18 protein-coding genes are annotated in these 21,047 nt (G+C 60.7%); 14 read left to right on the top strand and 4 right to left on the bottom strand.

Features of this window, described 5'->3' with window-relative positions:
* Window positions 1–5: 5 nt before the first annotated feature.
* Complete coding sequence (locus tag K1W69_RS02845; protein WP_220226818.1) at window positions 6–1,358, bottom strand: MORN repeat-containing protein; 1,353 nt, start codon at window positions 1,356–1,358, stop codon at window positions 6–8.
* A 371-nt stretch (window positions 1,359–1,729) separates the two neighbouring features.
* On the opposite strand from K1W69_RS02845, the gene K1W69_RS02840 reads away from it, so the two are divergent.
* The 12 genes from K1W69_RS02840 to K1W69_RS02785 all read left to right on the top strand — a co-directional run bounded on the left by K1W69_RS02840 (window position 1,730) and on the right by K1W69_RS02785 (window position 15,330).
* Window positions 1,730–2,446, top strand: coding sequence for a TetR/AcrR family transcriptional regulator (locus K1W69_RS02840; RefSeq protein WP_220226817.1), 717 nt, complete (start codon window positions 1,730–1,732; stop codon window positions 2,444–2,446).
* 22 nt (window positions 2,447–2,468) lie between these two features.
* Window positions 2,469–3,530, top strand: coding sequence for a C4-dicarboxylate TRAP transporter substrate-binding protein (locus tag K1W69_RS02835; protein WP_220226816.1), 1,062 nt, complete (start codon window positions 2,469–2,471; stop codon window positions 3,528–3,530).
* Window positions 3,527–4,072 carry a TRAP transporter small permease subunit gene (locus K1W69_RS02830; RefSeq protein WP_220226815.1) on the top strand — a complete coding sequence of 182 codons (546 nt, stop codon included), beginning with the start codon at window positions 3,527–3,529 and terminating at the stop codon, window positions 4,070–4,072. The genes K1W69_RS02835 and K1W69_RS02830 overlap by 4 nt, the downstream gene beginning before the upstream one ends.
* On the top strand, window positions 4,069–5,373 hold the full coding sequence (locus tag K1W69_RS02825; RefSeq protein WP_220226814.1) for a TRAP transporter large permease: 1,305 nt from the start codon (window positions 4,069–4,071) through the stop codon (window positions 5,371–5,373). Before K1W69_RS02830 ends, K1W69_RS02825 begins: the two co-directional genes overlap by 4 nt.
* Window positions 5,374–5,384: 11 nt before the next feature.
* Window positions 5,385–6,386 carry an MBL fold metallo-hydrolase gene (locus K1W69_RS02820; RefSeq protein WP_220226813.1) on the top strand — a complete coding sequence of 334 codons (1,002 nt, stop codon included), beginning with the start codon at window positions 5,385–5,387 and terminating at the stop codon, window positions 6,384–6,386.
* On the top strand, window positions 6,386–7,135 hold the full coding sequence (locus tag K1W69_RS02815; RefSeq protein WP_220226812.1) for a glutathione S-transferase family protein: 750 nt from the start codon (window positions 6,386–6,388) through the stop codon (window positions 7,133–7,135). Before K1W69_RS02820 ends, K1W69_RS02815 begins: the two co-directional genes overlap by 1 nt.
* Window positions 7,132–8,067, top strand: a complete 936-nt coding sequence (locus tag K1W69_RS02810) for a fumarylacetoacetate hydrolase family protein (protein ID WP_220226811.1) — start codon at window positions 7,132–7,134, stop codon at window positions 8,065–8,067. Before K1W69_RS02815 ends, K1W69_RS02810 begins: the two co-directional genes overlap by 4 nt.
* A gap of 79 nt (window positions 8,068–8,146) precedes the next feature.
* Window positions 8,147–9,019: a phosphodiesterase gene (locus K1W69_RS02805; protein ID WP_220226810.1), complete on the top strand. Its 873-nt coding sequence runs from the start codon at window positions 8,147–8,149 to the stop codon at window positions 9,017–9,019.
* A gap of 91 nt (window positions 9,020–9,110) precedes the next feature.
* Complete coding sequence (locus K1W69_RS02800; protein ID WP_220226809.1) at window positions 9,111–10,940, top strand: acyclic terpene utilization AtuA family protein; 1,830 nt, start codon at window positions 9,111–9,113, stop codon at window positions 10,938–10,940.
* A 4-nt stretch (window positions 10,941–10,944) separates the two neighbouring features.
* Window positions 10,945–12,567, top strand: a complete 1,623-nt coding sequence (locus tag K1W69_RS02795) for an acyl-CoA carboxylase subunit beta (RefSeq protein WP_220226808.1) — start codon at window positions 10,945–10,947, stop codon at window positions 12,565–12,567.
* 10 nt (window positions 12,568–12,577) lie between these two features.
* Window positions 12,578–13,375, top strand: a complete 798-nt coding sequence (locus K1W69_RS02790) for an enoyl-CoA hydratase/isomerase family protein (protein WP_220226807.1) — start codon at window positions 12,578–12,580, stop codon at window positions 13,373–13,375.
* Window positions 13,372–15,330, top strand: a complete 1,959-nt coding sequence (locus K1W69_RS02785) for an acetyl-CoA carboxylase biotin carboxylase subunit (RefSeq protein ID WP_220226806.1) — start codon at window positions 13,372–13,374, stop codon at window positions 15,328–15,330. Before K1W69_RS02790 ends, K1W69_RS02785 begins: the two co-directional genes overlap by 4 nt.
* On the opposite strand, the gene K1W69_RS02780 is transcribed toward K1W69_RS02785, so the two are convergent.
* The gene (locus K1W69_RS02780; protein ID WP_220226805.1) at window positions 15,317–15,667 is read right to left on the bottom strand and encodes a hypothetical protein; all 351 of its coding nucleotides are present in this window, start codon (window positions 15,665–15,667) and stop codon (window positions 15,317–15,319) included. The two genes, K1W69_RS02785 and K1W69_RS02780, sit on opposite strands and share 14 nt — an antisense overlap.
* Before the next feature lie 165 nt (window positions 15,668–15,832).
* Between K1W69_RS02780 and K1W69_RS02775 the strand changes: the two genes are divergently transcribed.
* Window positions 15,833–16,660, top strand: a complete 828-nt coding sequence (locus tag K1W69_RS02775) for a hypothetical protein (protein ID WP_220226804.1) — start codon at window positions 15,833–15,835, stop codon at window positions 16,658–16,660.
* A 60-nt stretch (window positions 16,661–16,720) separates the two neighbouring features.
* Window positions 16,721–17,518 (top strand): TIGR03084 family metal-binding protein, encoded by a 798-nt coding sequence (locus K1W69_RS02770; RefSeq protein ID WP_220226803.1) that lies wholly within the window; start codon window positions 16,721–16,723, stop codon window positions 17,516–17,518.
* A 5-nt stretch (window positions 17,519–17,523) separates the two neighbouring features.
* On the opposite strand, the gene K1W69_RS02765 is transcribed toward K1W69_RS02770, so the two are convergent.
* Both K1W69_RS02765 and K1W69_RS02760 read right to left on the bottom strand, forming a co-directional pair.
* A complete protein-coding gene (locus K1W69_RS02765; RefSeq protein ID WP_220226802.1) occupies window positions 17,524–19,050 on the bottom strand; it encodes an ankyrin repeat domain-containing protein in 1,527 nt (508 codons plus the stop codon).
* Window positions 19,051–19,705: 655 nt separating this feature from the next.
* Window positions 19,706–20,920: an acyl-CoA dehydrogenase gene (locus tag K1W69_RS02760; protein ID WP_220226801.1), complete on the bottom strand. Its 1,215-nt coding sequence runs from the start codon at window positions 20,918–20,920 to the stop codon at window positions 19,706–19,708.
* Window positions 20,921–21,047 lie beyond the last annotated feature (127 nt).

Below are 21,047 nucleotides of genomic sequence, written 5' to 3'. Positions count from 1 at the left end.
GATCATCAGTCGGCGTCGTCGCCGGTTTCCGTCGTCTCTTCGTGGCCACACGCCTCCGGGGTCGTATTGATCCAAAAGTCCGAATAGCATCCGGCCTTCCATTCGCCTTCATACTCCGCGCCATCAGCGTCTGTCAGAACGCCGTGTCCGTGCGGCTGTCCATCGACCCACGCTCCTTCGTAGCGCATACCGTCGAACCAGGTCATGACGCCATGACCATTGTACGCGTTGTCCCTGAGTTCGCCCTCGTAGACGCCGCCGTCGACGGTGACATTAATTCCGTGGCCATCCGCCCGACCGTTTTTCCATTCTCCGATGTATTGATTGCCGGTGGGGAATATCCGCATACCTTGCCCGTGAAATTCGCCGTCGAGGAATTCGCCTTCATAGAAGCTGCCATCCGGCCAGACATATTTGCCCTGTCCGGTGAGAGCCCCCTTAAGGAACGCGCCTTCATAACGGTGACCATTGGGCCATTCCATAACCCCGTGGCCGGTTCTTTCGCCATTTCTGTAGTCGCCTCCATAACTGGCGCCACCCGACCATTCATGACGTCCGTAGCCGTCTCTCCGATTACCGACATAGGTTCCCAGATAGCGTGTACCATCCGACCACTCGAAAATACCGAAGCCGTTTCTTTTATTGCCAGCGAAGTGTCCTGCATAACGGTTGCCGTTCTTGAAACTGAAGACGCCAAACCCCTCCCGTTTCCCGTCGACATACTCACCTTCGTACCGGTTTCCACTCTTCGCCCAGGTGTAGACGCCGCGACCGTTTCTCTTGCCGTCGGCATGATCGCCTTCGTAGCGGTCGCCGCTCGGCCAGGTCTTCACTCCATGCCCGCCATAGAGGCCGTTTCGAAACGCGCCCTCGTAACGCGCGCCGTTCCCGGAGATGGAAATTCCGTATCCATTCATAACGCCGTTTTTGAGTTGCCCCTCATAGGAGCCTTCGCGCCACTCGCCCTTGTGACGATATTTAAAGGAAATATATCCTGATCCGCTGGCTAAGCCGTCAACGCAAGGTCCCTCATAGGTTATCGTTTCCTGCGCCTGGGGGTGGGAATTCCTGATCAGGCACGCCTGTCCTTCGGCCATTTGCAATCTGGATTTCGTGGCGGGATGGTCCTGCTTAAGGCGGGCGATCAGATCGTCGTCGACAACACCTGTTTGCGTGAGTTCCCAATCGCTCTGATAGAGGCGGATCGCTTTCGCCAGCGCGTCATTATCGGCGTCCACCTGCTCGAGATAGCCGAAATTGAACAATAATCGTCTTGCTTCATCAAATGGACTGTTCTGCGTTTCCCCCGACAGAGCCGGGACCGTCAGCGCCAGAAGAAGTGTCAGAATGCGGATCATCAACAGGCTCCCCGTCACCGTGGGGAATTAAACGCCCCGCTGCGGTGAAAGCAAGCCTGCCTTTTAGCGATCCCGGCCAATGCAGTGGCCGCCGACCGCCGCTCCGCGGCGGCGCCATTCGGTCTGCTGAATGCCTGGCAGCGACTGCGGTTTGCGATCATTGCCGATTCTGCTCCCCGAACTGGAAGCGCCTGCCGAATACGAATATCTGCCCATCACTGTCGCACCCTGAATCGCCCGATTTGATTGCAGTGAACATAGCGATTCTACCCGATATGAATGTGGCAATATCCACAAATTCAGGTTGCGTCGCAAACATGACAACCCAGTGCGAATTTGACAAGCACGCGTTTCAATGATTTGATTTAAACATGCGTTTGAATCACACGATTGAGAAAGAGACAAAGAGCCGGATCCGCATTGTGGCGGAGGAGATGTTCGCCACCCACGGCATTGGCGGCGTGACGACGCGCGCGCTCGCGGAGAAAGCAGGCGCCAATACGGCGGCGGTCAACTATCATTTTGGCGGCAAGGACAATCTCGCAACGGAAGTCTTTCGCGATGTCGCTCACCGGTCGACAGTCCGGAGACTTGCGAACCTGGATCGCATTGAGACCGAAGCGCGCGCGAACAATGCGCGCCCGGATCTGCGCACAGTCATCGAGTCGTTCGTCGACGCCTATGTCAACGAGGACGACCCGCGGACAGGCCTGCTCCTGGCGCGACTGGTTCTCAAACATCGCGTCGACCCCAATGAATGGACCCACGCTGTTGTCCGCGAAGAACTTGACCGGGTTGCAGAACGCTACGTCGCCGCATTGGCCGACGCCGCGCCCGAGCTCGACCCGGCAGAGGTGCACTGGCGCTACCATTTCATGGTCGGCTCCATTTTGATGACTTTGAGCGACGACGGACCTGAAAGTCGGCTGCAGAGGCTCTCGGGAGGACTTTGCAAACCCGCCGACAAACGGATTCTCAGAGCGCAACTGGTCGATTTCCTGACCGGCGCCTTTCTGATTGGAAACCAGGCCGGCCCGGACAATGACGCATATCCCGAACAGGCGGGAGGCCGATCCGTAGACGACTGAATTCAACCAATGGGAGGAAAACATGAAAACCATTCTTAAAACCGGCGTGGCGTTTCTGGCGCTCGCCGCCGCATCCGGTCTCGCACATGCAGAGACTTTTTCGTTCACTGTCGTGGCCGGTCATCCGCCGATCACCAAGGGCGTCGCGAACATCCGAGATTTCTTCATACCGGAAGTCAATCGCCGCCTTGAGGAACAGGGAAAGCATTCCATCGAATGGACGGAGGCCTACGCCGGATCCGTCGCAGACGTCAAAGGCGTGCTGGAAGCCGTCGAGACCGGCATCGCCGAATTCGGTTATGTGCCGCATCTCTTCGAGGGCGACAAGCTGCCTCTCGAGCAGATTACCTACGTGACGCCTTTCGGAACATCGGATCTTCCCGCGCTCCTCAAGGTCATCACCAAGCTGCACGAGCAAATTCCGGAGATGGATGCGGCTTGGGCGAAAAACAACCAGAAGCTTCTCGCGCCCGTGGGTATCGACGACTACCAGTTCGTCACGAATTTCGAGATCAAGTCGCCCGCCGACATTGAAGGGCACAAGATCGGCACGGGCGGCCTTGCGTTGAACTGGCTTACAGGAAGCGGCGCGACGCCGGTCGCCGGCGCGCTGACGACCTATTACAATTCGATCTCGACCGGCCTTATCGACGGCGCCATCGTCTTCGAGTCCGCCATAGCGCCCTACAAGTTCTACGAGGTCGCCCCCTACATCACGAAAATTGGATTCGGCGCCAAATATTCGTCCGCTCTCACGATCAACCTGGATGTCTGGAACAGCCTTCCGGACGACGTCAAATCGGTGATCACGGAAGTGGCCGCCGAGTATCGCGACAAGACGGCGGATGCCTATTACACGGCCGGTTCAACCAGCCTCGACAAGGCTTCGGCGGAAGGCGCGACTATCTCGTCACTGTCTCCCGAGATGCGGACCGCCTACGCCGACAACATGCCCAACATTGCGCGGAACTGGGCGGACAAGCTCGATTCACAGGGACAACCGGGCAGCAAAACGCTTGAAACGTTCATGCAGCTTTCGAACGAGGCCGGACTGGAGTTCGCCCGCGACTGGACCGCTGAATGACAGCCGAACTTCGCGTTGCGTCGCCATCGGCGGCGCAGCGCATCCTTACAACGATAGCCCTTGTGCTGGCCATTCTTGGCGGTCTCGGGACAGTCGCCATCATGGCGATGATCAATCTGGACGTCATCGGTCGCGGCGCCTTTTCAACGCCTTTGCCGGCGACGGCGGAGATTGTCAGCGCATCCATCGTTTCGATCGTCTTTCTGCAATTGCCCTATGCGACGGCATCCGGTCGCGCCGTGCGATCCGACATGGTTATCGGCCGCATCATGGCGCGCAGTCCACGGGCGGCGCTGCTGATGGATGCAATGAACCATCTTGTCGGCACGATCATGCTCGCCGTCCTTTTGCGCTACATCTGGCCCGAGATTGAATCAGCGATTGCGGACCGCGAGACAGTGGGGCTCTACGGCGTCTTCACCCTGCCCCGCTGGCCGTTCGTCCTTGCAGTGCTTGCGGGATGCGTCATGACCTGCGTGGTCTACGCCATGTTGACGGTCAACCTGTTCCGGGCGGCGTTTCAAACGGAGCGCCACCCATGAGCAACGTTGAAATCGGGCTTGCATCGATCGCCGTGATCCTCGTGCTGATCCAGACCGGAATGCATGTGGCGATCGCCCTGATGGCGGTTTCCTTTGTCGGCGTCATCCTGGTCAAAGGAAAATTCGCGATCGCCGGCGCCCTCCTCTCCCAGGCGGCTCTCGACAGCGTCGCCCGGTATTCGTTCGGCGTTATCCCGCTGTTTGTGCTGATGGGCGTTCTGGTCGGCGCTTCCGGCCTCGGTCGCGACCTGTTCGACGTCGCCGGACAGTTGTTCCGCAAGTTCCGCGGCGGTCTCGGCATCGCAACGGTTTTCGCCAACGCCATATTCGCCGCCGTCAACGGCACCTCGATCGCCTCGGCGTCCGTGTTCACGAAGGTCGCCGTTCCCGAACTGATCCGGCAGGGCTACACGCCACGGTTCTCCGTGGGCGTTGTCGCCGGGTCTTCGGTGCTCGGTATGCTGATCCCGCCGTCCCTTCTTCTGATCCTTTACGGAATACTCGCCGAAGTCTCGATCGGCGATCTGTTCAAGGCAGGCATTCTTCCGGGCATCGTGCTGGCGGTCCTGTTCAGCGTTGCGATCATTCTGATGGCGCGCTTCGCGTCCGGCTTCACCGGCGTTTCCAACCGTCTGGACACAGCCTCGATCGCAACGTCGGAAATGCTGCTGAAATCTGCGCCGGTGGTCGCCCTGATCCTGCTTGTGCTGGGCGGCATCTACGGCGGGTTCTTCACCCCGACCGAGGCCGGCGGCGTCGGCGCGCTTGGCGCATTCCTCGTGGCGCAGTTCAAGGGGCGGCTCGGATGGCGCGAGATCGGACGCATCCTGATCGAAACCGGCCAGGTGACGGCCTCGATCACCTTTCTCATCATCGCAGCCCACATGTATTCGCGCTTGCTGGCCCTGACCGGCCTGCCAAACGCCATGACCGATTTGCTGGCTACCTGGAACCTCGGCCTGACCGGGATCCTCGTCCTCTACCTGATCGTGATCATACTTCTCGGAACGATCCTCGACAGCGCCTCGATCCTGTTGATACTCCTGCCGCTGATACTGCCAGTGGTGGAGCCTTTCGGGATCAATCTCGTATGGTTCGGGATCGTCACGATCATCGCCGTCGAAATCGGACTTCTGACCCCACCCCTTGGAGTGGCCTGCTTCGTGATCAAATCGAATCTCGACGATGACCGAATTGGCCTCAGCGACATATTCGCCGGCGCCGCCCCGTTTGCGCTGATCATGGTCGTCATGATCGCGATTGTCATGATCGCGCCCTGGCTGGCGCTGGCCCTCATATGAAAGCAAAGCACTTGGCAACGAATGTAACACGCACACTGACGGATCTCGGCGACGGCCTTTTCGCCTATATTCAGGGAGACGGATCCTGGGGATGGAGCAATAGCGGACTTGTCGTCTCGGAGGGCGAAAGCCTGTTGGTCGACACGCTGTTTACCGGCCGCCTGACGCGCGACATGCTGGACGCCTACCGCCGCGCCGCGCCGGAAGCCGAAACAATCGACATACTGGTCAACACCCACGCCAATGGCGACCACACCTTCGGCAATGCGCTCGCCGGCGACGCCCGGATCATCGGATCGACGGCCTGTGCGGAGGAAATGGAGGAACGCCCTGCAGAAGTCTTCGCCGAGATGGTGCGCAACTGGCGCAACCATGGCGAAATCGGCGCCTTTCTTCACGAAACAATGGGCGTGCGCTTTGATTTTTCGGACGTGGTTCACCGTCCGCCGACGGAGCTGTTCAACGGCCACAAGACCATTGAGGTCGGCGGCCGCACCGTCGAACTGGTCGAACTCGGACCCGCCCATACGCGCGGCGACATTGTGGTTCACATACCGGATGCCAAAACCGTCTTTACAGGCGACATCCTGTTTTCGGGCGGTCATCCGATCATCTGGGCAGGCCCGATCGACAACTGGATCAAGGCCTGCGACCTCATTCTGGACTGGGACATCGAAACGGTGGTTCCGGGCCACGGACCGGTCGGGACCAAGGCCGAACTGCGGCATATGCGCGATTACCTGATCCATACGCGCAATGAGGCGACGATACGATACGAAGCGGGAATGTCCTGGGAGGACGCCGCCTGGGACATCGCCTTCGACCAGTTTGACAGTTGGCTCGACCGCGAACGCGTGGTCGCCAATGTCGCCTCGATCTACCGCGACCTGTCGCATGGCCGGATCGCGCCGCCGCGTCCGGAAATCATGCGGCAGATGTTGAGATACCGGCGCGGCGCAACCTGCCCGCATGACGAACCGTGCTCCTGTGGAGCCCATGGCGGAGGAAAATGATGACGCTCGAACTTCTGAACAATCCGATTTCGACCTGTTCCCAGAAAACCCGCATGTGTCTCTACGAGAAAGGCGTCGATTTCACGAACACCAAGATCGACTTTCGCAAGAACGAACAGCTGGCGCCGGAATATTTGAAGCTCAATCCCAACGGCGTGGTGCCAACGCTGCTGCATGACGGAAGGCCTGTCATCGACAGTTCGGTGATCATGGAATACCTCGACGAGGTGTTTCCCGAACCGCCGCTTTCGCCCCCCGACGCCTATGGACGCGCCGGCATGCGGGCATGGATGCGCTATCTGGAGGAAGTGCCGACGGCCGCCATCCGGGTCCCCTCCTTCAACAAGGCCTTCTCCCGGCACTATCGCGATTACTCGGACGAAGAGATCCAGTCCAACGCGGACGACCGGCCGCTGCGCCGTCATTTCTACAAGGAAATGGGAAAAAACGGATTCACCGACAGCAAGATGGCGGAATCGATCGAGAGGCTTGGCGACACGATCTCGCGCATGGACAAGACGCTTGCCGACCATGCCTGGCTCTGCGGAGACCAGTTCACGATCGCGGATATCTGCGTGGTTCCCACGGTCGACCGCATGCGCGATCTCGGCCTCGCCCATGTCTGGGACAATGCTCCGAATTTCAAACGGTGGTGGGAGGCCATCCAGCAGCGCCCCTCATTCGCAAAGACATACGTCGCCGGCACGCGCGTATCGGAACTCTATGAAGATCTGAAAGAGACGGCATGAAACTCCTGACGTTTGAACGACCGGGCGCGGAAGCGCCCGAAATCGGCGCGATAGCGCATGACGGCCGCATCGCCGTTCTGGACCGCAATCTCCATCCCGCCTTTTCCGATATGCTCTCCCTGATCGAAGCTGGAGAGGAAGGTCTCGCCGCCGCCGGCGACGCAATCGACGAAGCAGAAAAGATCTTTACGAGCCAGGTCCGCTTGCTGGCGCCTGTGCCCTGTCCGCCGCAAATGCGCGACGCCCTGACCTTCGAAATGCACCTGCGCCAGGCGCGCGCGAACCGGTATCTTTTCGGACAGGCGAAAACGCGAATATCTCCGGACGAGGTCGTCATCCCGCAGGTCTGGTACGATCAACCGATATACTACAAGGGCAACCGGTTTTCCGTCTCCGGCCCCGAAGACGAGATCCTCTGGCCATTCGGGGAGACGAAACTGGACTACGAACTCGAACTGGGAATCATCATCGGCAAGGAAGGATCCGACATCGCCGAAGAAGACGCCATGGACCACGTGTTCGGGTTCCTGATCTTCAACGATTTCAGCGCCCGGGACCATCAGATCGCCGAAATGCAGGGCGGGCTTGGGCCGTCAAAGGGCAAGGATTTCCGGACCGCCAATGCGATGGGACCGTGGCTCGTCACGCGCGACGAAATCGGCGATGGCGACAATCTCACTATGGTCGCCCGTATCAATGGCGAGGAATGGTCTCGCGGAAATTCGTCCACAATGCACCACTCCTTTGCCCGGATCATCGCCCACGTCTCGCGCGACGAGACGCTTTATCCGGGAGAATTCATCGGCTCGGGAACCGTCGGCGGGGGTTGTGGTCTTGAACTCGGCCGTTTCCTCAATCCCGGCGACGTGGTCGAACTCGAAATCGAGGGGTTGGGAACGCTGCGCAACCGGATCGGCCCGAAACGGGGCTGAATACACCTGGCCGCCCTTGCGGCGCGAAACCCGGCCACTATAGTCAGCCTGCATTCAACCTCAGGCGGATATTTCCGAAATGGCGAAATTCATCCATCTCACCGACGTCCACGTGGTCGGCGAAGGCAAGACCATGTACGGCTCCGACCCGGCGAAACGGCTTGCCGGCGCCGTAGAAAGCATCAACGCCGAACAGTCCGACGCGGAATTTGCGGTCATCGGCGGAGATCTGACCCACTGGGGCGGGCCGGAAGAGTACGAAGCTGTCAAAAAGGCGGTGTCAGGCCTCACGATCCCGCTCGTCCTGATGGTCGGCAATCACGACGCCGTGCCGGAACTCCGCCGCCACTTTCCCGACGCCTTCGACGACGGTAATGGTTTCGTCCAGGGCGTTTGGCGGACCGACGCCGGCAAGTGCCTGTTCCTTCAAACATTGCAGGAAGGCGTGCACTCGGGGCACTATTGCGAGAAACGCCAGGCATGGCTGAAGGCGCAACTGGACGCCGATGACGAGCCGGTCTTCCTTTTCATGCACCATCCGCCCTTCGAGGTCGGGATCGCCGGAATGGACGGCAGTCGCATGCTCGACAGCGAAGCGCTCTGGTCGATCCTCGAGCCGCACCGGGCGCGGATACGGCATCTGTTCTTCGGGCACATCCACCGGCCGATCTTCGGAAGCTGGCGCGGCGTTCCGGTCTCCTGCATGCGCAGCACCAACCAGCAGCTTGCGCTCGATCTGCGCGACGAGACTGAGAATCCGGATATCAGGCGCGTTCCCGGCAACATGGAGGAACCGGCCTATGGCGTTGTGCTCGCCGACCGTGACACGGTGATCGTCCATATGCATGAATATCGCCGGCGCACGCCGGAATTCCTCTTCATTCCGCCGCCCGACCAACGCGAGGGACGCGGCTACGCGCACGACATGAAGCTGGAAGGCTTTGAGGGCTGACGGGAGCGGTTGCATACGTTTGTCCGATCATCTTATGTAGATCGACAGATCGATCCGCATCGAGGAGGCGGTTCGTTCGCTGGGGAGGCTTATGAGCGACAGACCTGTCAGGATCGGCGGCGCGAGCGGCTTCTGGGGCGATGCGGCGCTGGCGACGCGCCAGTTGCTCGACAGCGGTCGCGTCGACTTCATCGTCTACGACTATCTGGCGGAAATCACCATGTCTATCCTGGCGCGGGCGCGGGCCAAGGATGCGACGCTCGGCTACGCGACCGATTTCGTGTCCGCAGCCATTGCGCCCAATCTGGAGCGCATCGCCGAACAAGGCGTGAGGATCGTCTCAAACGCCGGCGGGCTGAACCCGCGCGCCTGCGCGGCGGCGCTTGAAAAGGCTATCGCCGAAGCTGGCCTCGCCCTGAAGGTCGCCTGGGTGACGGGCGATGATCTGACGGATCGCGCCGATAACCTGTCCCGATCGAATATCCTGGAACTGGACGCGAAAGCCCCCTTCCCCGATCCGCGACGCATTGCAAGCATCAACGCCTATACGGGCGCCTTCGGGATCGCCGAAGCCCTCGACATGGGCGCGGACATCGTGGTGACCGGGCGCTGCGTCGATTCCGCCGTCACGCTCGGCGTGTGCATTCACGTCCATGGATGGACAGCTGAATCTTGCGATCTGCTGGCGGCCGGCAGTCTGGCCGGGCACATTATCGAGTGCGGCCCGCAGGCGACCGGCGGCAATTTCACCGACTGGGAGCTGTGCGCCGACACGATGGAGACGATCGGCTATCCCGTCGTCGAGGTCGAGCCTGGCGGACGGTTTTCGGTTTCCAAACCACAAGGCAGCGGCGGCCTTGTATCCACCGGCACCGTGGCCGAACAGATCCTCTACGAGATCGGCGATCCGCAGGCCTACAAGCTGCCGGATGTGACATGCGATTTCAGCGAGGTCCGGCTTGAGCAGGCCGCGGACGACCTTGTCGCGGTGACGGGAGCAAAGGGATCGCCGCCGCCTGAGACGCTGAAAATCTGCGCCACCTGGATGGACGGATACCGGGGCGGCCATCTCTTCAGCTTCACCGGCTTCGACGCCGACAGAAAGGCGCAGCGCTTCGCCGACGCCGCCGTCAACCGGGCGCGACATATCCTGCGCAGCGCCAACCTCCCGGACTACACGGAGACCAGCGTCGAGGTGATCGGCGCCGAAAGCCAGTATGGCGCGCATGCCCGCGCGCAGGAGTGGCGCGAGGTCTGCGTCAAGCTCGCCGCCCGCCATGCGGACGAAAAGGCGATCGCGCTGCTGTTCCGCGAGGCGGTCGGGCTCGGCCTGTCAGGGCCGCCGGGGCTGAGCGGGTTCGCCGGGACGCGCCCGCGCCCCTCGCCGGTCGTCAGGCTCTTTTCATTCCTTTTGCCGCGCGACGACATTGCGCTGACCGTCAGTCTGGGCGGCGCGACCCGCACTGTCACGCATGCGCCAACGACTGGCCCCGCCTCGATCGTCAGACCCGAACCACCCGCAGCTCCCGCCGCCACGACGCAAATGGCGACGCTTCGGCTGATCGATGCCGCACTGGCGCGCAGCGGCGACAAGGGTGACAAGGCCAATATCGGCGTGATCGCCCGAGACCCGGATGCGCTGCCCTATCTTTGGGAGCAACTGACGGAGGATTTCGTCGCCGACCGGTTCGCGCATTTTCTCAACGGCCGGGTCGAGCGGTTCTATCTTCCGGGTCTCAACGCCATCAATTTTCTCCTGCACGATTGCCTTGGCGGGGGCGGGGTCGCCAGCCTGAGAAACGACCCGCAGGCCAAGGCGTACGCTCAAATCCTTCTCGCGACGCCGATTCACGTTCCAAATGAACTGGCGTTGCGACTTGAAAGGCGGCAGGATCGCGAACCAGCACATCAACCGGATTAGGCACATGCCCGTCTATCGCTCCATGCTCGACGTCCAGTCTGAAAGTTTTGCGGAAAACCGCGCTGCAATGCTCGGTCTCGTCGGAACGCTGCGGGATCTGGAAAACCGCGCCGCCGCCAAATCGGAGGAGCGTCGGCCACGTTTCGAAGAGCGCGGACAACTGACGCCGCGGGAACGGCTCTCGCAATTGCTCGATCCGGGCATGCCCTACCTCGCGCTCTATAATATGGCCGGCTATCTGGCCGACAATGGCGATCCCGCGACCAGCGTGCCCGGCGCAAGCATGATTACCGGCATCGGCTTCGTGAGCGGCGTGCGCTGCCTGGTCTTTGTCGACGACAGCGGCATCAACGCCGGCGCGTCAACCCCGAGATCGGTCGACAAGGCGCTTGGCTGCCTGGACATCGCCCTGAAGCAAAAACTGCCTTTCATCCATCTCGTCGAAAGCGCAGGCGCCAATCTCATGGACTACACGGTGGAGCTGTGGGCGCATGGCGGGGGCATGTTTCACGGCCTTGCGAAACTGTCGGCCGCCGGCGTTCCGGTCATCACCGTTCTGCACGGCCCGTCGACCGCAGGCGGGGCCTACCAGCCGGGCATGAGCGACTATGTGATCGGCGTGCGCAAGAACGGTATGGCGGCGCTTGCCGGAGCAGCCCTCGTCCAGGCGGCCACGGGCGAAGAATCCGACGACCGGACGCTTGGCGGCGCGGAAATGCATGCATCCGTCAGCGGGCTGGTGGAGTATCTGGCCGAGGACGACGCCCACGGCATTGCGATCGCCCGCGACATCGTCGCTCGTCTCGACTGGAACAAGGACTGCGCCGCACCGCCCGCCCGGGCTTTTACGGAGCCGGTGTCGTCGGCGGACGAGATCGCAGGGCTCGCGCCCGTTGACTATCGACGCCCCTATGACATGCGCGAGCTTGCCGCCAGACTGGTGGACGGCTCCGATTTCAGCGATTTCAAGCCGGACTACGGCGTCTCCACTGTTTGCCTGCAGGCCGACGTCTTTGGCCATCCCTGCGGCATTCTCGGCAACAACGGGCCGATCGATCCGCAAGGGGCGACCAAGGCCGCGCAATTCATGCAATTGTGCGACCAGGCCGACATTCCTCTGGTCTTCCTGTCGAACACAACCGGCTACATGGTCGGCGCGGAGTATGAGCACGCCGGCATGATCAAGCACGGGTCCAAGATGATCCAGGCCGTATCGAATGTGCGGGTTCCAAAGATCACCTTCTATGTCGGCGCGAGCTTCGGCGCCGGGAACTACGGCATGTGCGGCTACGCCTACGCGCCGGATTTCCTGTTTTCCTGGCCGAACGCGAAGACCGGCGTGATGGGAGGCGAGCAGGCTGCGTTGACGATGGAACAGGTGATGACCCGATCGGCCGCGCGGCGCGGCAAGACGCTCGACCCGGCGATGCTGAAAGCACAGCGCGACAAGATCGTCAGTCTGTTCGACGGACAATCCGACGCTTTCTATACCTCTGGCCACATGCTGGATCATGGCGTTATCGACCCGCGCGACACGCGCAAGGTGCTGGGCTTTGCCCTGGAAACCTGCCGGGAAGCGCGACGACGGCAGCTCCATCCGAACAGCTTCGGCGTGGCGAGAATGTAAGGAGAACCCCATGTTGCAGGAATCCGGCGGTCTGGTGCTGGTCCATGAGGACCATTGGCTGACGATCCGCTTCAACCGCCCAGATAAACGCAATGCGCTGTCGTCGGACACGGTGACGGCCTTGACCTCCGTTCTCGGTCAGGCGCGCGAGGACAGCACAATCCGCGGCATTACCTTCCGCGGCAATGGCGGGGTCTTCAGTTCCGGCGGCGATTTGAAAGGCTTTATGGAGGCGGAGGAATCCGCCGACCCCATGGCGACGATCCGCGATGCGAACCGCGACGCAGGCGAACTCTTCGCGCTGATCGACGGCATGCCGCAGGTGGTCATCATGCTTGTCGAAGGCGCCGCCATGGCCGGAGGGCTCGGCCTGTTATGCGCCGGCGACATTGTCATCACCACCCGGGACGCACAGTTTTCCCTGACCGAAACAACCCTCGGCATTCCGCCGGCCCAGATCGCGCCCTATGTGGTGCGACGACTTGGGCTGCGGACCGCCCGGCGCATCATGCTGACGGCGACGCGGTTCGACGGCGACGAAGCGCTGAAACTCGGACTTGCCAACGAGGTCGTCGATTCGGCCGACGAACTCGCTGAAAAGGAAAAGGAGATCCGCAAGGCGGTTCTCAGATGCGGCCCGGAGGCGAACGCGGCGACCAAGGAAATTCTTCTTTGCGTCGGCCAGATGGACACCGATGAACTGATCGACCTTGCAGCCGATCGTTTCGCAAACTGCATGACCAGTCAGGAAGGCCGCGAGGGCATCGCCGCCTTCCTTGGCAAGCGAAAGCCGGACTGGGCGCGATGACGCAAACCTTCGACACGCTTCTCGTCGCCAATCGCGGCGAGATCGCGATCCGCATCATGCGCACGGCAAGGCGCATGGGGATTGAGACAATCGCTGTCCACTCGCCGGCCGACAGCGCCGCGCCACACGTCAAATTCATAGACAGGGCGGTCGCTCTGGATGGATCGGCTGCGGCCGAATCTTATCTTTCCATCAAGCAGATAATCGCGGCAGCGCTTGAATCGAATGCTCAAGCCATTCACCCAGGCTACGGTTTTCTCTCGGAAAATCGAGACTTTGCCAAAGCATGCAAGGACGCTGGCCTGATTTTCGTGGGGCCGGACGAACACGCTATCCGGACCATGGGAAGCAAGGCTGCAGCCAAGGCGCTGGTCGAACAGGCGGGCATCCCGTGCATTCCCGGTTTCAAGGGCGGAGACCAGAGCGACGACGCCTTTGTGCGGGCTGCGGAAGAGATCGGCTTTCCGCTGATGATCAAGGCTTCGGCCGGCGGCGGAGGTCGCGGCATGCGCCTTGTCAGGGACACTGACGCCCTGAAAGGCGAACTCGATATTGCGCGCACGGAGGCGCGCGCGGCATTCGGATCGGACGAACTGATCCTCGAACGGGCGCTGGAGAACGTGCGCCATGTCGAGATCCAGATTCTCGCCGATACGCACGGACATTGCATCCATCTGGGCGAACGCGACTGCTCGGTCCAGCGGCGCCACCAGAAGGTGCTGGAGGAAGCGCCCGGCCCGGCCCTGACAGACGAGTTGCGTCAAGGCATGGGCAAGGCCGCCGTGGACGCCGCCCGGGCGGTCGACTACTTCGGCGCCGGAACCGTGGAGTTTCTGCTAACGGAAAGCGGCGATTTTTACTTCCTCGAAATGAACACGCGGCTGCAGGTCGAACATCCGGTGACCGAGATGGTGACCGGCCTCGACATCGTGGAATGGCAGATCCGGATAGCGCGCGGCGAAACGCTCGAACTCCGCCAGGAGGATATCGGCTTTCACGGGCATGCGATCGAGGCGCGGCTATGCGCCGAGGACGACGCCTTCATGCCGTCCACCGGTCCGATCCATTTGTGGCGGCCGCCGGAGGGCGACGGCGTGCGGGTCGATTCAGGCGTCGAGACCGGCACGGAAATCTCGCCGTTCTACGATTCCATGATCGCCAAGATCGTCGCCCATGGGCCAGACCGCGAGAGCGCCCGGCAGGCGCTCGTATCAGCGCTCGACCGGACGATCCTCTTCGGTCCGCAAACCAACAAGGCGTTTTTGAAGACCCTGCTGACCTCCGACGCCTTTGCGTCAGGCCAGGCGACAACGGATTTGGTCGGAAAGTTGTCTTTCGAACTTGTAGAGGTCGATCCGGACGCCACGGCGATCGCCGCCATTCTCGTCTATCTCGACCGACGCAGAGAAGCGCATGAAAAGGCCGTTTCGGTTGCCCCCGCCCTGCTCGACTGGTCGAGTTCGCCGCTGCTTCCCGTTCGCATGAGCTTGATGGAGGCGCCGGAGCTGCGCCTCACCGCCAAAGGCAATGGCTGCTACGCGATTGAAATGGACGGGGCGACGAGGACAGTGCAGACCAATCCGTCGGACCCGATGCTGTTCGTCATCGACGGCAAGCGCCTGCGCCTCGACGCGGCGTTGATCGAAGGCGACGCTGTCTTTGTCGCGTTGAAAGGCCGGGAGTTGCGCTTTCGCCGCCTCGATGGATTGAAGTCGGGCCTGCAAGACAGCGCCGAAGCCGGCCTTCTGCGCGCGCCGATGCATGGCGTCGTGACGGATATCGGCGTCTCAATCGGCGACGCCGTGACGAAAGGTCAGCGGCTCGGCGTTGTGGAGGCGATGAAGATGCAGCACGAAATTGTTTCACCGATCGACGGGATCGTCGCAGCGATCGGCGCGGAGACCGGCCGCCAGATCGCGAATGGCGCCATGCTGTTCGAAATCAGCGACCAGTAGATTGAATTTTCGGCCGCCTGTGTCGCCGCGGCGCTTCAGTGCGTATTGAATGAAGGTTTGAGACTGACCAGCAACTCAGCAGCGTCAACACTCTTTTCTTGGGGAAGCCCGGCAGCCCTATGTAAACCGTAGCGATCCAGTCGAGATATCGTGCGATTTCATCGACATCGGCATCTTCGTCCATCAGCATGACATTGGCGCGGTCGGCGTAGTTGGTGTATTCACCGGCAGCGTCTGGATCTTCGCCAACGCCGATTGGATCCCATTGCTTCATTAAAAGCTCATCAACAACCGCACGGTTCTCTCGTGACTGGTACTTGTTTCGACCGTTGCTCATCGTGCTGATCTCCGGAAATTGCGTCCGTGACTGTTATTCCCGAAAACGAAAGTTTCCAACAGCCAAAGCGCGAACCTCCCGCTATCACAACACTCCATGTGTGACCACCGAAGCCTTGGTTGCTTTGCCTTGAATACCTACATCAGGTAGAAATAGGGATGGTGAATGAACGTAAACGCGACACCTTCGGAAGATCCTGCCAGAGCCGCGCTGAAAAAGCTTCTTGGCGGCGTTGCAGGCTCTAACACAAGGATGACTCGGGACGGCTGGCGCGTTCTGTATGCAATCGGAACCCCCGCGAAACCTGTCATTCTGGAACAGCTGAGATCGCCCAAATGGGCCGAATATCATCGTGGCCCACAAGCCAGATTCCTGGCGGTTCTTCTAAGTATTCTCAATGAGATAGACAGCGATCAATGCGCAAGGGAATTGCGTCGGTTGCGACGGTCCAAACTCCATTCGCTTCACCGGCGCACGGTCGATCTTCTGGCTTCTGTTGTCGCAGATCGATCCTACTGCTTTGAAAAGCGCGGTGTCCAGATCACCATATCGACAAAACTGAAGGATCCGGAGAAGATCGCGAAAATGGTGTCCCGCTGGCTGCATACTCCCGACGCCAGGGATCTGCAGAAGCTGACGTCAATCGACGTTATGCCGTTTCACGAGGATCTGGATTATCTGGGTTATTATCGTACTGAATTTTCGAAGATACTGGTGACCTGGCCGAGCAAAAACATCTGGTATCGGAGTTTTTTCTACCGATTAAATGCCGAAACGACCCTGTATCATGAGATTGGCCACCATGTCTGCGGCCACCTCGAAGGTGGCCAGGTCGAAGAACAGGAAAAGGAAGCCAAAGGCTATGCCAGTCGAATGCTGAGGCGCGCACATCCGTTGCTAGTTGCTCTGGCATTTGCAGTTGGCGTGTTTGTGATGCCAAGAAAGGTCTGGGGCTTCGTGCGCTACAAGCTAACTGGTAAAAAGAACGATTGACCCCTTAACAAAATTGCGACGGCACAGTTTACTGACGCATGGCGGACGGAGGAACGCAAGATGCAGCAAGCCACAGACTTTCTTGAGGAATCCAGAGCCCTCCACGCCCTCGTCGCGCCGCTCGGCGCGGAGCGGTTGAAGACCGTCACGCAGTTCAAGGACTGGACGATCGAGGATGTGATCGGACATCTGCACATGTTCAATCACGGCGCTTTGCTGACATTGAGGGACCGGGCGGCGTTCGACGCCTTCATGGTTCCGATCGCCGAAGCTCTCCAGCAAGGCAGATCGCTGCGGCAGGTGCAGTATGACTGGCTGGGAGACACGACCGGTCTGCGCCTCGCGGCGTCATGGCGCGAGGGTTTCGAAGAACTGGCGGACGCCTATTCGAAAGCCGATCCCAAGGCCCGTCTTGCCTGGGCGGGGCCAGACATGAGCGCGCGCTCCTGCATTTCAGCGCGGCAGATGGAGACCTGGGCGCATGGCCAGGAGGTGTTCGATGTGCTCGGCGAGGAGCGGGTCGACACCGACCGGATCAGGAACATCGCCCATCTGGGCGTGACCACCTTCGGCTGGACATTCGTCAATCGCGGGAAACCGGTTCCCGATCCGGCGCCATTCGTTTCCCTGACCGCGCCATCGGGCGAGATATGGGAATGGAACGAGCCGCAGGAGGACAATTGCGTCACGGGACCGGCGACCGGTTTCTGCCAAGTGGTGACCCAGACCCGCAACGTTGCGGATACGCAGATCGAGGCTGTCGGCCCGGTCGCCAAATACTGGATGCAGAACGCCCAGTGTTTCGCCGGCGCGGTGGAGACCCCGCCGGCGCCGGGCGCGCGCTTTCGCATGAATTAACGGCGCTACGCAGTTTCGAGCCAGGCCGCGACTTCCGGAGAAAAGACGTACTCATCGAAGGCTTCGACCGGCACGCCGCCTTCGACAAGCGCCTTTGCGCAACCGACGTAATCCAGCGGCGCGGGATCGGCGATGTCCTCCGCATTCGAGGCGAAGGACAGTGTGCCGAGAACGTTGTCGCCGAAACCATGTTGTGCTCGCCAATCGGCGCCGGCCTGCATGAGCAGGCGGGTCATGGCGGCGTCTCCCTGAAATACGGCGTGGTTCAACGCCGTCGCATGCCACCCGGCCTTGACCTCTCGCGGCCAGCCGAACGCCAGCATCGTGCGGACGGCGTCGATCGCGCCGATGCTCGCAAGCTGCGGAAGAATCTGCAGCTGCGCCTTTGACAGACGCGACAACGCATCGGGATGATCTGCAAGAATGGATCGGGCCGCCGCCTCGTCGCCGCGCGTGCAAGCGGCGACAAAGCGCTCTTCGTCGGTCGGGCTTTCCTCGACGCCGAGACCCCGGAGCAAGGAGACGACATCCTCGCGGCCATGAAGCATGGCCCAGCGAAAGACGCTGACGCCTTCGCTACTTACAGCGCGGCTATCGCCGCCAGCCTCGACAAGCAGCCGAATATGCTCGAGGGAGCGCCCGCGCATGATCGCATGGTGCAGCCAGACGTTCTCATTCGGGTCGCCGCCGTGATCGATGAGGAGTTTCAACGCGTCCAGCCTGTCGTAATCCAGCGCCCGACCCACAGCGTTGGTTCCGGGAACCGTCGCGCCTGCCTCGAGAAGCAATCGCGTGCAGGCGAGATCGCCTGTCTCCATGGAATGATAGAGGGATTCGTTGTCATCCGGATCCGCGCCCGCGTCGAGCAGCAGCTTCGTCATGCCTGCATGGTGAGTGACGCCAGCGGCTCCGTATAACGGCGAAAGCGAACTGTCCTTGTATTGCGGGTCGGACCAGCGTGCGTTGACGTCCGCGCCGTGATCGATGAGCAGACGGGCCGATGCGAGAAGGCCGTCCTCGCGATCGCCGTCGAGAATGAGTTTCGAATGCGCGACAGCGACCAGTGGCGGCATGGCGAGCGGACCGTCCTGCTTCAGAACGAAATCCGGATCGCGGCCAAGAATGTCACGCAGAGCCGAAACATCGCCGAGGACGCACGCGACCCATGGATCGCCGGCAAACAGATCCGGCTCTTCATCCATCATGCGCATGGCGAGCCGGCGACGCGCGGCGTTGCCTTCCAGCACAAGCCGCAACCAGGTCGCCAGCCTTTCTGCGAGATCCCCGCGCTTCCACTCGACGTAACGCTTCAACTGCGGCCAGGACGGAAATCCGTATTCACGCGCAATGACCGATTGCGCATTGTGTAGCCGCAGAACATTCGCAGTTGGCGCATCGCCGTCCCGCAAGGACGGCAACGCCTCGACAAAGCGGGCGATCGCTTCGGGGCTTTCGGCCCTGGCGGCTTTCAGCAACTGCTTGGATTGCTTCTTGAGACGGGAAATATCCGGAGATGCGGGAAGGATTTTCATGTTGCCTCCATGTGCATAGGACCGAGACCCGCAACCGGCTGCACCTGGGGCAGACGAATGTCATGAATGATCGAGCAGGCTGAACCTTTTCCGCGGGTCCGGAGGCATCTCGCAGGGCCAAGCGCACTCTATTCGTTGCGGCGACGCGTGACAAGATGGAATTGAAAGTTAGAAAAATCCTATTATATCAACACTTTAACTAATAATTTTGATTCAATATATTGGTAGCATGGAGCTTTTGCGAAATCTGGCTTTGTTTCGGGAATCTGATTTTCAGGCGTTCGCTGCCTCACCTTCCGCCACGCAGACGCGTGGCCGCTGGATGCCGGATCAAGCCCGGCAGGAGGGTTGGTGGTGAGGCTTGATTTACAAACTGGCTTTGTTTCGGGAATCCGGATTTCAGGTGTTTGCTTCTTCATCTTCCGCCACGCAGACGCTTGACGACTGGATGCCGGATCAGGTCCGGCATGAGAGTTGGTGGTAGGTTTGTTTCACAATCTGACTTTGTTTCGGGAATTGAGATTTTCAGGCGTCAGGGGCCCGGGCGCTCGCGGGTTTCACTGCACGTCTTATAGCATAAATGGCGGGAAATTTCAGCAGGAGATTCCGTGTCGCCCTGTCCGTTATCGGGACAGGGCGTGTGTTCGGGCAGGTATCAGAAGAACGCCTGCAGGCCGGTCTGGGCGCGGCCGAGGATCAGGGCGTGGACGTCATGCGCGCCCTCGTAGGTGTTGACGGTTTCCAGATTGCACATGTGGCGCATGACCTGGAATTCCTCGGAAATGCCGTTGCCGCCGTGCATGTCGCGCGCCATGCGGGCGATCTCCAGAGCCTTGCCGCAATTGTTGCGCTTGACGATCGAGATCATCTCCGGCGCGGCCTGGGCCTCATCCATGAGACGGCCGACGCGCAGCGCGCCCTGAAGACCGAGAGAGATCTCGGTCTGCATGTCGGCGAGCTTCTTCTGGAAGAGCTGGGTTTGCGCAAGCGGACGACCGAACTGCTTCCGGTCGAGACCGTACTGACGGGCCGCATGCCAGCAGAATTCGGCGGCGCCGAGCGCGCCCCAGGCAATGCCGTAGCGCGCGCGATTGAGACAGCCGAACGGACCCTTCAGGCCTTCAACATTCGGAAGAAGCGCGTCCTCGGACACCTCAACATTGTCGAGCACAATCTCGCCGGTGATCGAGGCCCGGAGCGACAGCTTGCCCTCAACCTTGGGCGCCGACAGGCCCTTCATGCCCTTTTCCAGCACGAAACCGCGGATCTTTCCGTCATGCGCCTCGGACTTCGCCCAGACGACAAACACGTCGGCGATCGGCGAGTTGGAAATCCACATCTTGGCGCCGGACAGGCTGTAGCCGCCGTCGATCTTCTTTGCTCGGGTCTTCATGCCGCCCGGATCGGAGCCGGCGTCGGGTTCCGTCAGGCCGAAACAGCCGATGGACGTGCCGGCGGCAAGTCCTGGCAGATATTTCTTGCGCTGTTCTTCCGAGCCATAGGCGTAAATCGGATACATGACGAGCGAGGACTGGACCGACATCATCGAACGGTAGCCGGAATCGACGCGCTCGACTTCGCGGGCGACCAGGCCATAGGACACGTAACCTGCGCCAATGCCGCCATAGGCTTCCGGAATGGTGACGCCGAGCAGCCCCATCTCGCCCATTTCGGCGAAGATGCCGGGATCGGTCTTTTCTTCGCGATAGGCTTCGATCACGCGCGGCTGCAGCTTCTCTTGCGCGTAGGCGTGCGCGGAGTCGCGGATCATCCGTTCGTCGTCGGTAAGCTGGTCGTCCAGACGGAACGGATCGGACCAGTTGAAAGAACCGAGCGACGGGCTGTCCTTCTGTTTCAACTGAATATTCATGGGGGATCTCCCTTACGCAGGTCTTGTCACAAAATACCGCGAGACGCCCTGAAACACTATCCACAATACGCAGAGAAGTGCTCGCCGGCTGCAAAATTACTTTCGCATAACGTGGCGGAATTCATCT

Source organism: Flavimaribacter sediminis (assembly GCF_019492055.1).
Lineage (GTDB): Bacteria > Pseudomonadota > Alphaproteobacteria > Rhizobiales > Rhizobiaceae > Flavimaribacter > Flavimaribacter sediminis.
Note: the sequence above shows the minus strand (reverse complement) of the source record. Positions and strands in the feature narration are given on the sequence as shown.

What these genes read in the sequence shown, in the direction of transcription:
- K1W69_RS02790 (WP_220226807.1), top strand. Translation starts at nt 12,578, where the DNA reads ATGTTGCAGGAATCCGGCGGTCTGGTGCTGGTCCATGAGGACCATTGG.
- K1W69_RS02830 (WP_220226815.1), top strand. Translation starts at nt 3,527, where the DNA reads ATGACAGCCGAACTTCGCGTTGCGTCGCCATCGGCGGCGCAGCGCATC.
- K1W69_RS02800 (WP_220226809.1), top strand. Translation starts at nt 9,111, where the DNA reads ATGAGCGACAGACCTGTCAGGATCGGCGGCGCGAGCGGCTTCTGGGGC.
- K1W69_RS02760 (WP_220226801.1), bottom strand. Translation starts at nt 20,920, where the DNA reads ATGAATATTCAGTTGAAACAGAAGGACAGCCCGTCGCTCGGTTCTTTC.
- K1W69_RS02805 (WP_220226810.1), top strand. Translation starts at nt 8,147, where the DNA reads ATGGCGAAATTCATCCATCTCACCGACGTCCACGTGGTCGGCGAAGGC.
- K1W69_RS02840 (WP_220226817.1), top strand. Translation starts at nt 1,730, where the DNA reads ATGCGTTTGAATCACACGATTGAGAAAGAGACAAAGAGCCGGATCCGC.
- K1W69_RS02785 (WP_220226806.1), top strand. Translation starts at nt 13,372, where the DNA reads ATGACGCAAACCTTCGACACGCTTCTCGTCGCCAATCGCGGCGAGATC.
- K1W69_RS02845 (WP_220226818.1), bottom strand. Translation starts at nt 1,358, where the DNA reads ATGATCCGCATTCTGACACTTCTTCTGGCGCTGACGGTCCCGGCTCTG.
- K1W69_RS02770 (WP_220226803.1), top strand. Translation starts at nt 16,721, where the DNA reads ATGCAGCAAGCCACAGACTTTCTTGAGGAATCCAGAGCCCTCCACGCC.
- K1W69_RS02775 (WP_220226804.1), top strand. Translation starts at nt 15,833, where the DNA reads ATGAACGTAAACGCGACACCTTCGGAAGATCCTGCCAGAGCCGCGCTG.
- K1W69_RS02835 (WP_220226816.1), top strand. Translation starts at nt 2,469, where the DNA reads ATGAAAACCATTCTTAAAACCGGCGTGGCGTTTCTGGCGCTCGCCGCC.
- K1W69_RS02810 (WP_220226811.1), top strand. Translation starts at nt 7,132, where the DNA reads ATGAAACTCCTGACGTTTGAACGACCGGGCGCGGAAGCGCCCGAAATC.
- K1W69_RS02765 (WP_220226802.1), bottom strand. Translation starts at nt 19,050, where the DNA reads ATGAAAATCCTTCCCGCATCTCCGGATATTTCCCGTCTCAAGAAGCAA.
- K1W69_RS02825 (WP_220226814.1), top strand. Translation starts at nt 4,069, where the DNA reads ATGAGCAACGTTGAAATCGGGCTTGCATCGATCGCCGTGATCCTCGTG.
- K1W69_RS02795 (WP_220226808.1), top strand. Translation starts at nt 10,945, where the DNA reads ATGCCCGTCTATCGCTCCATGCTCGACGTCCAGTCTGAAAGTTTTGCG.
- K1W69_RS02815 (WP_220226812.1), top strand. Translation starts at nt 6,386, where the DNA reads ATGACGCTCGAACTTCTGAACAATCCGATTTCGACCTGTTCCCAGAAA.
- K1W69_RS02780 (WP_220226805.1), bottom strand. Translation starts at nt 15,667, where the DNA reads ATGAGCAACGGTCGAAACAAGTACCAGTCACGAGAGAACCGTGCGGTT.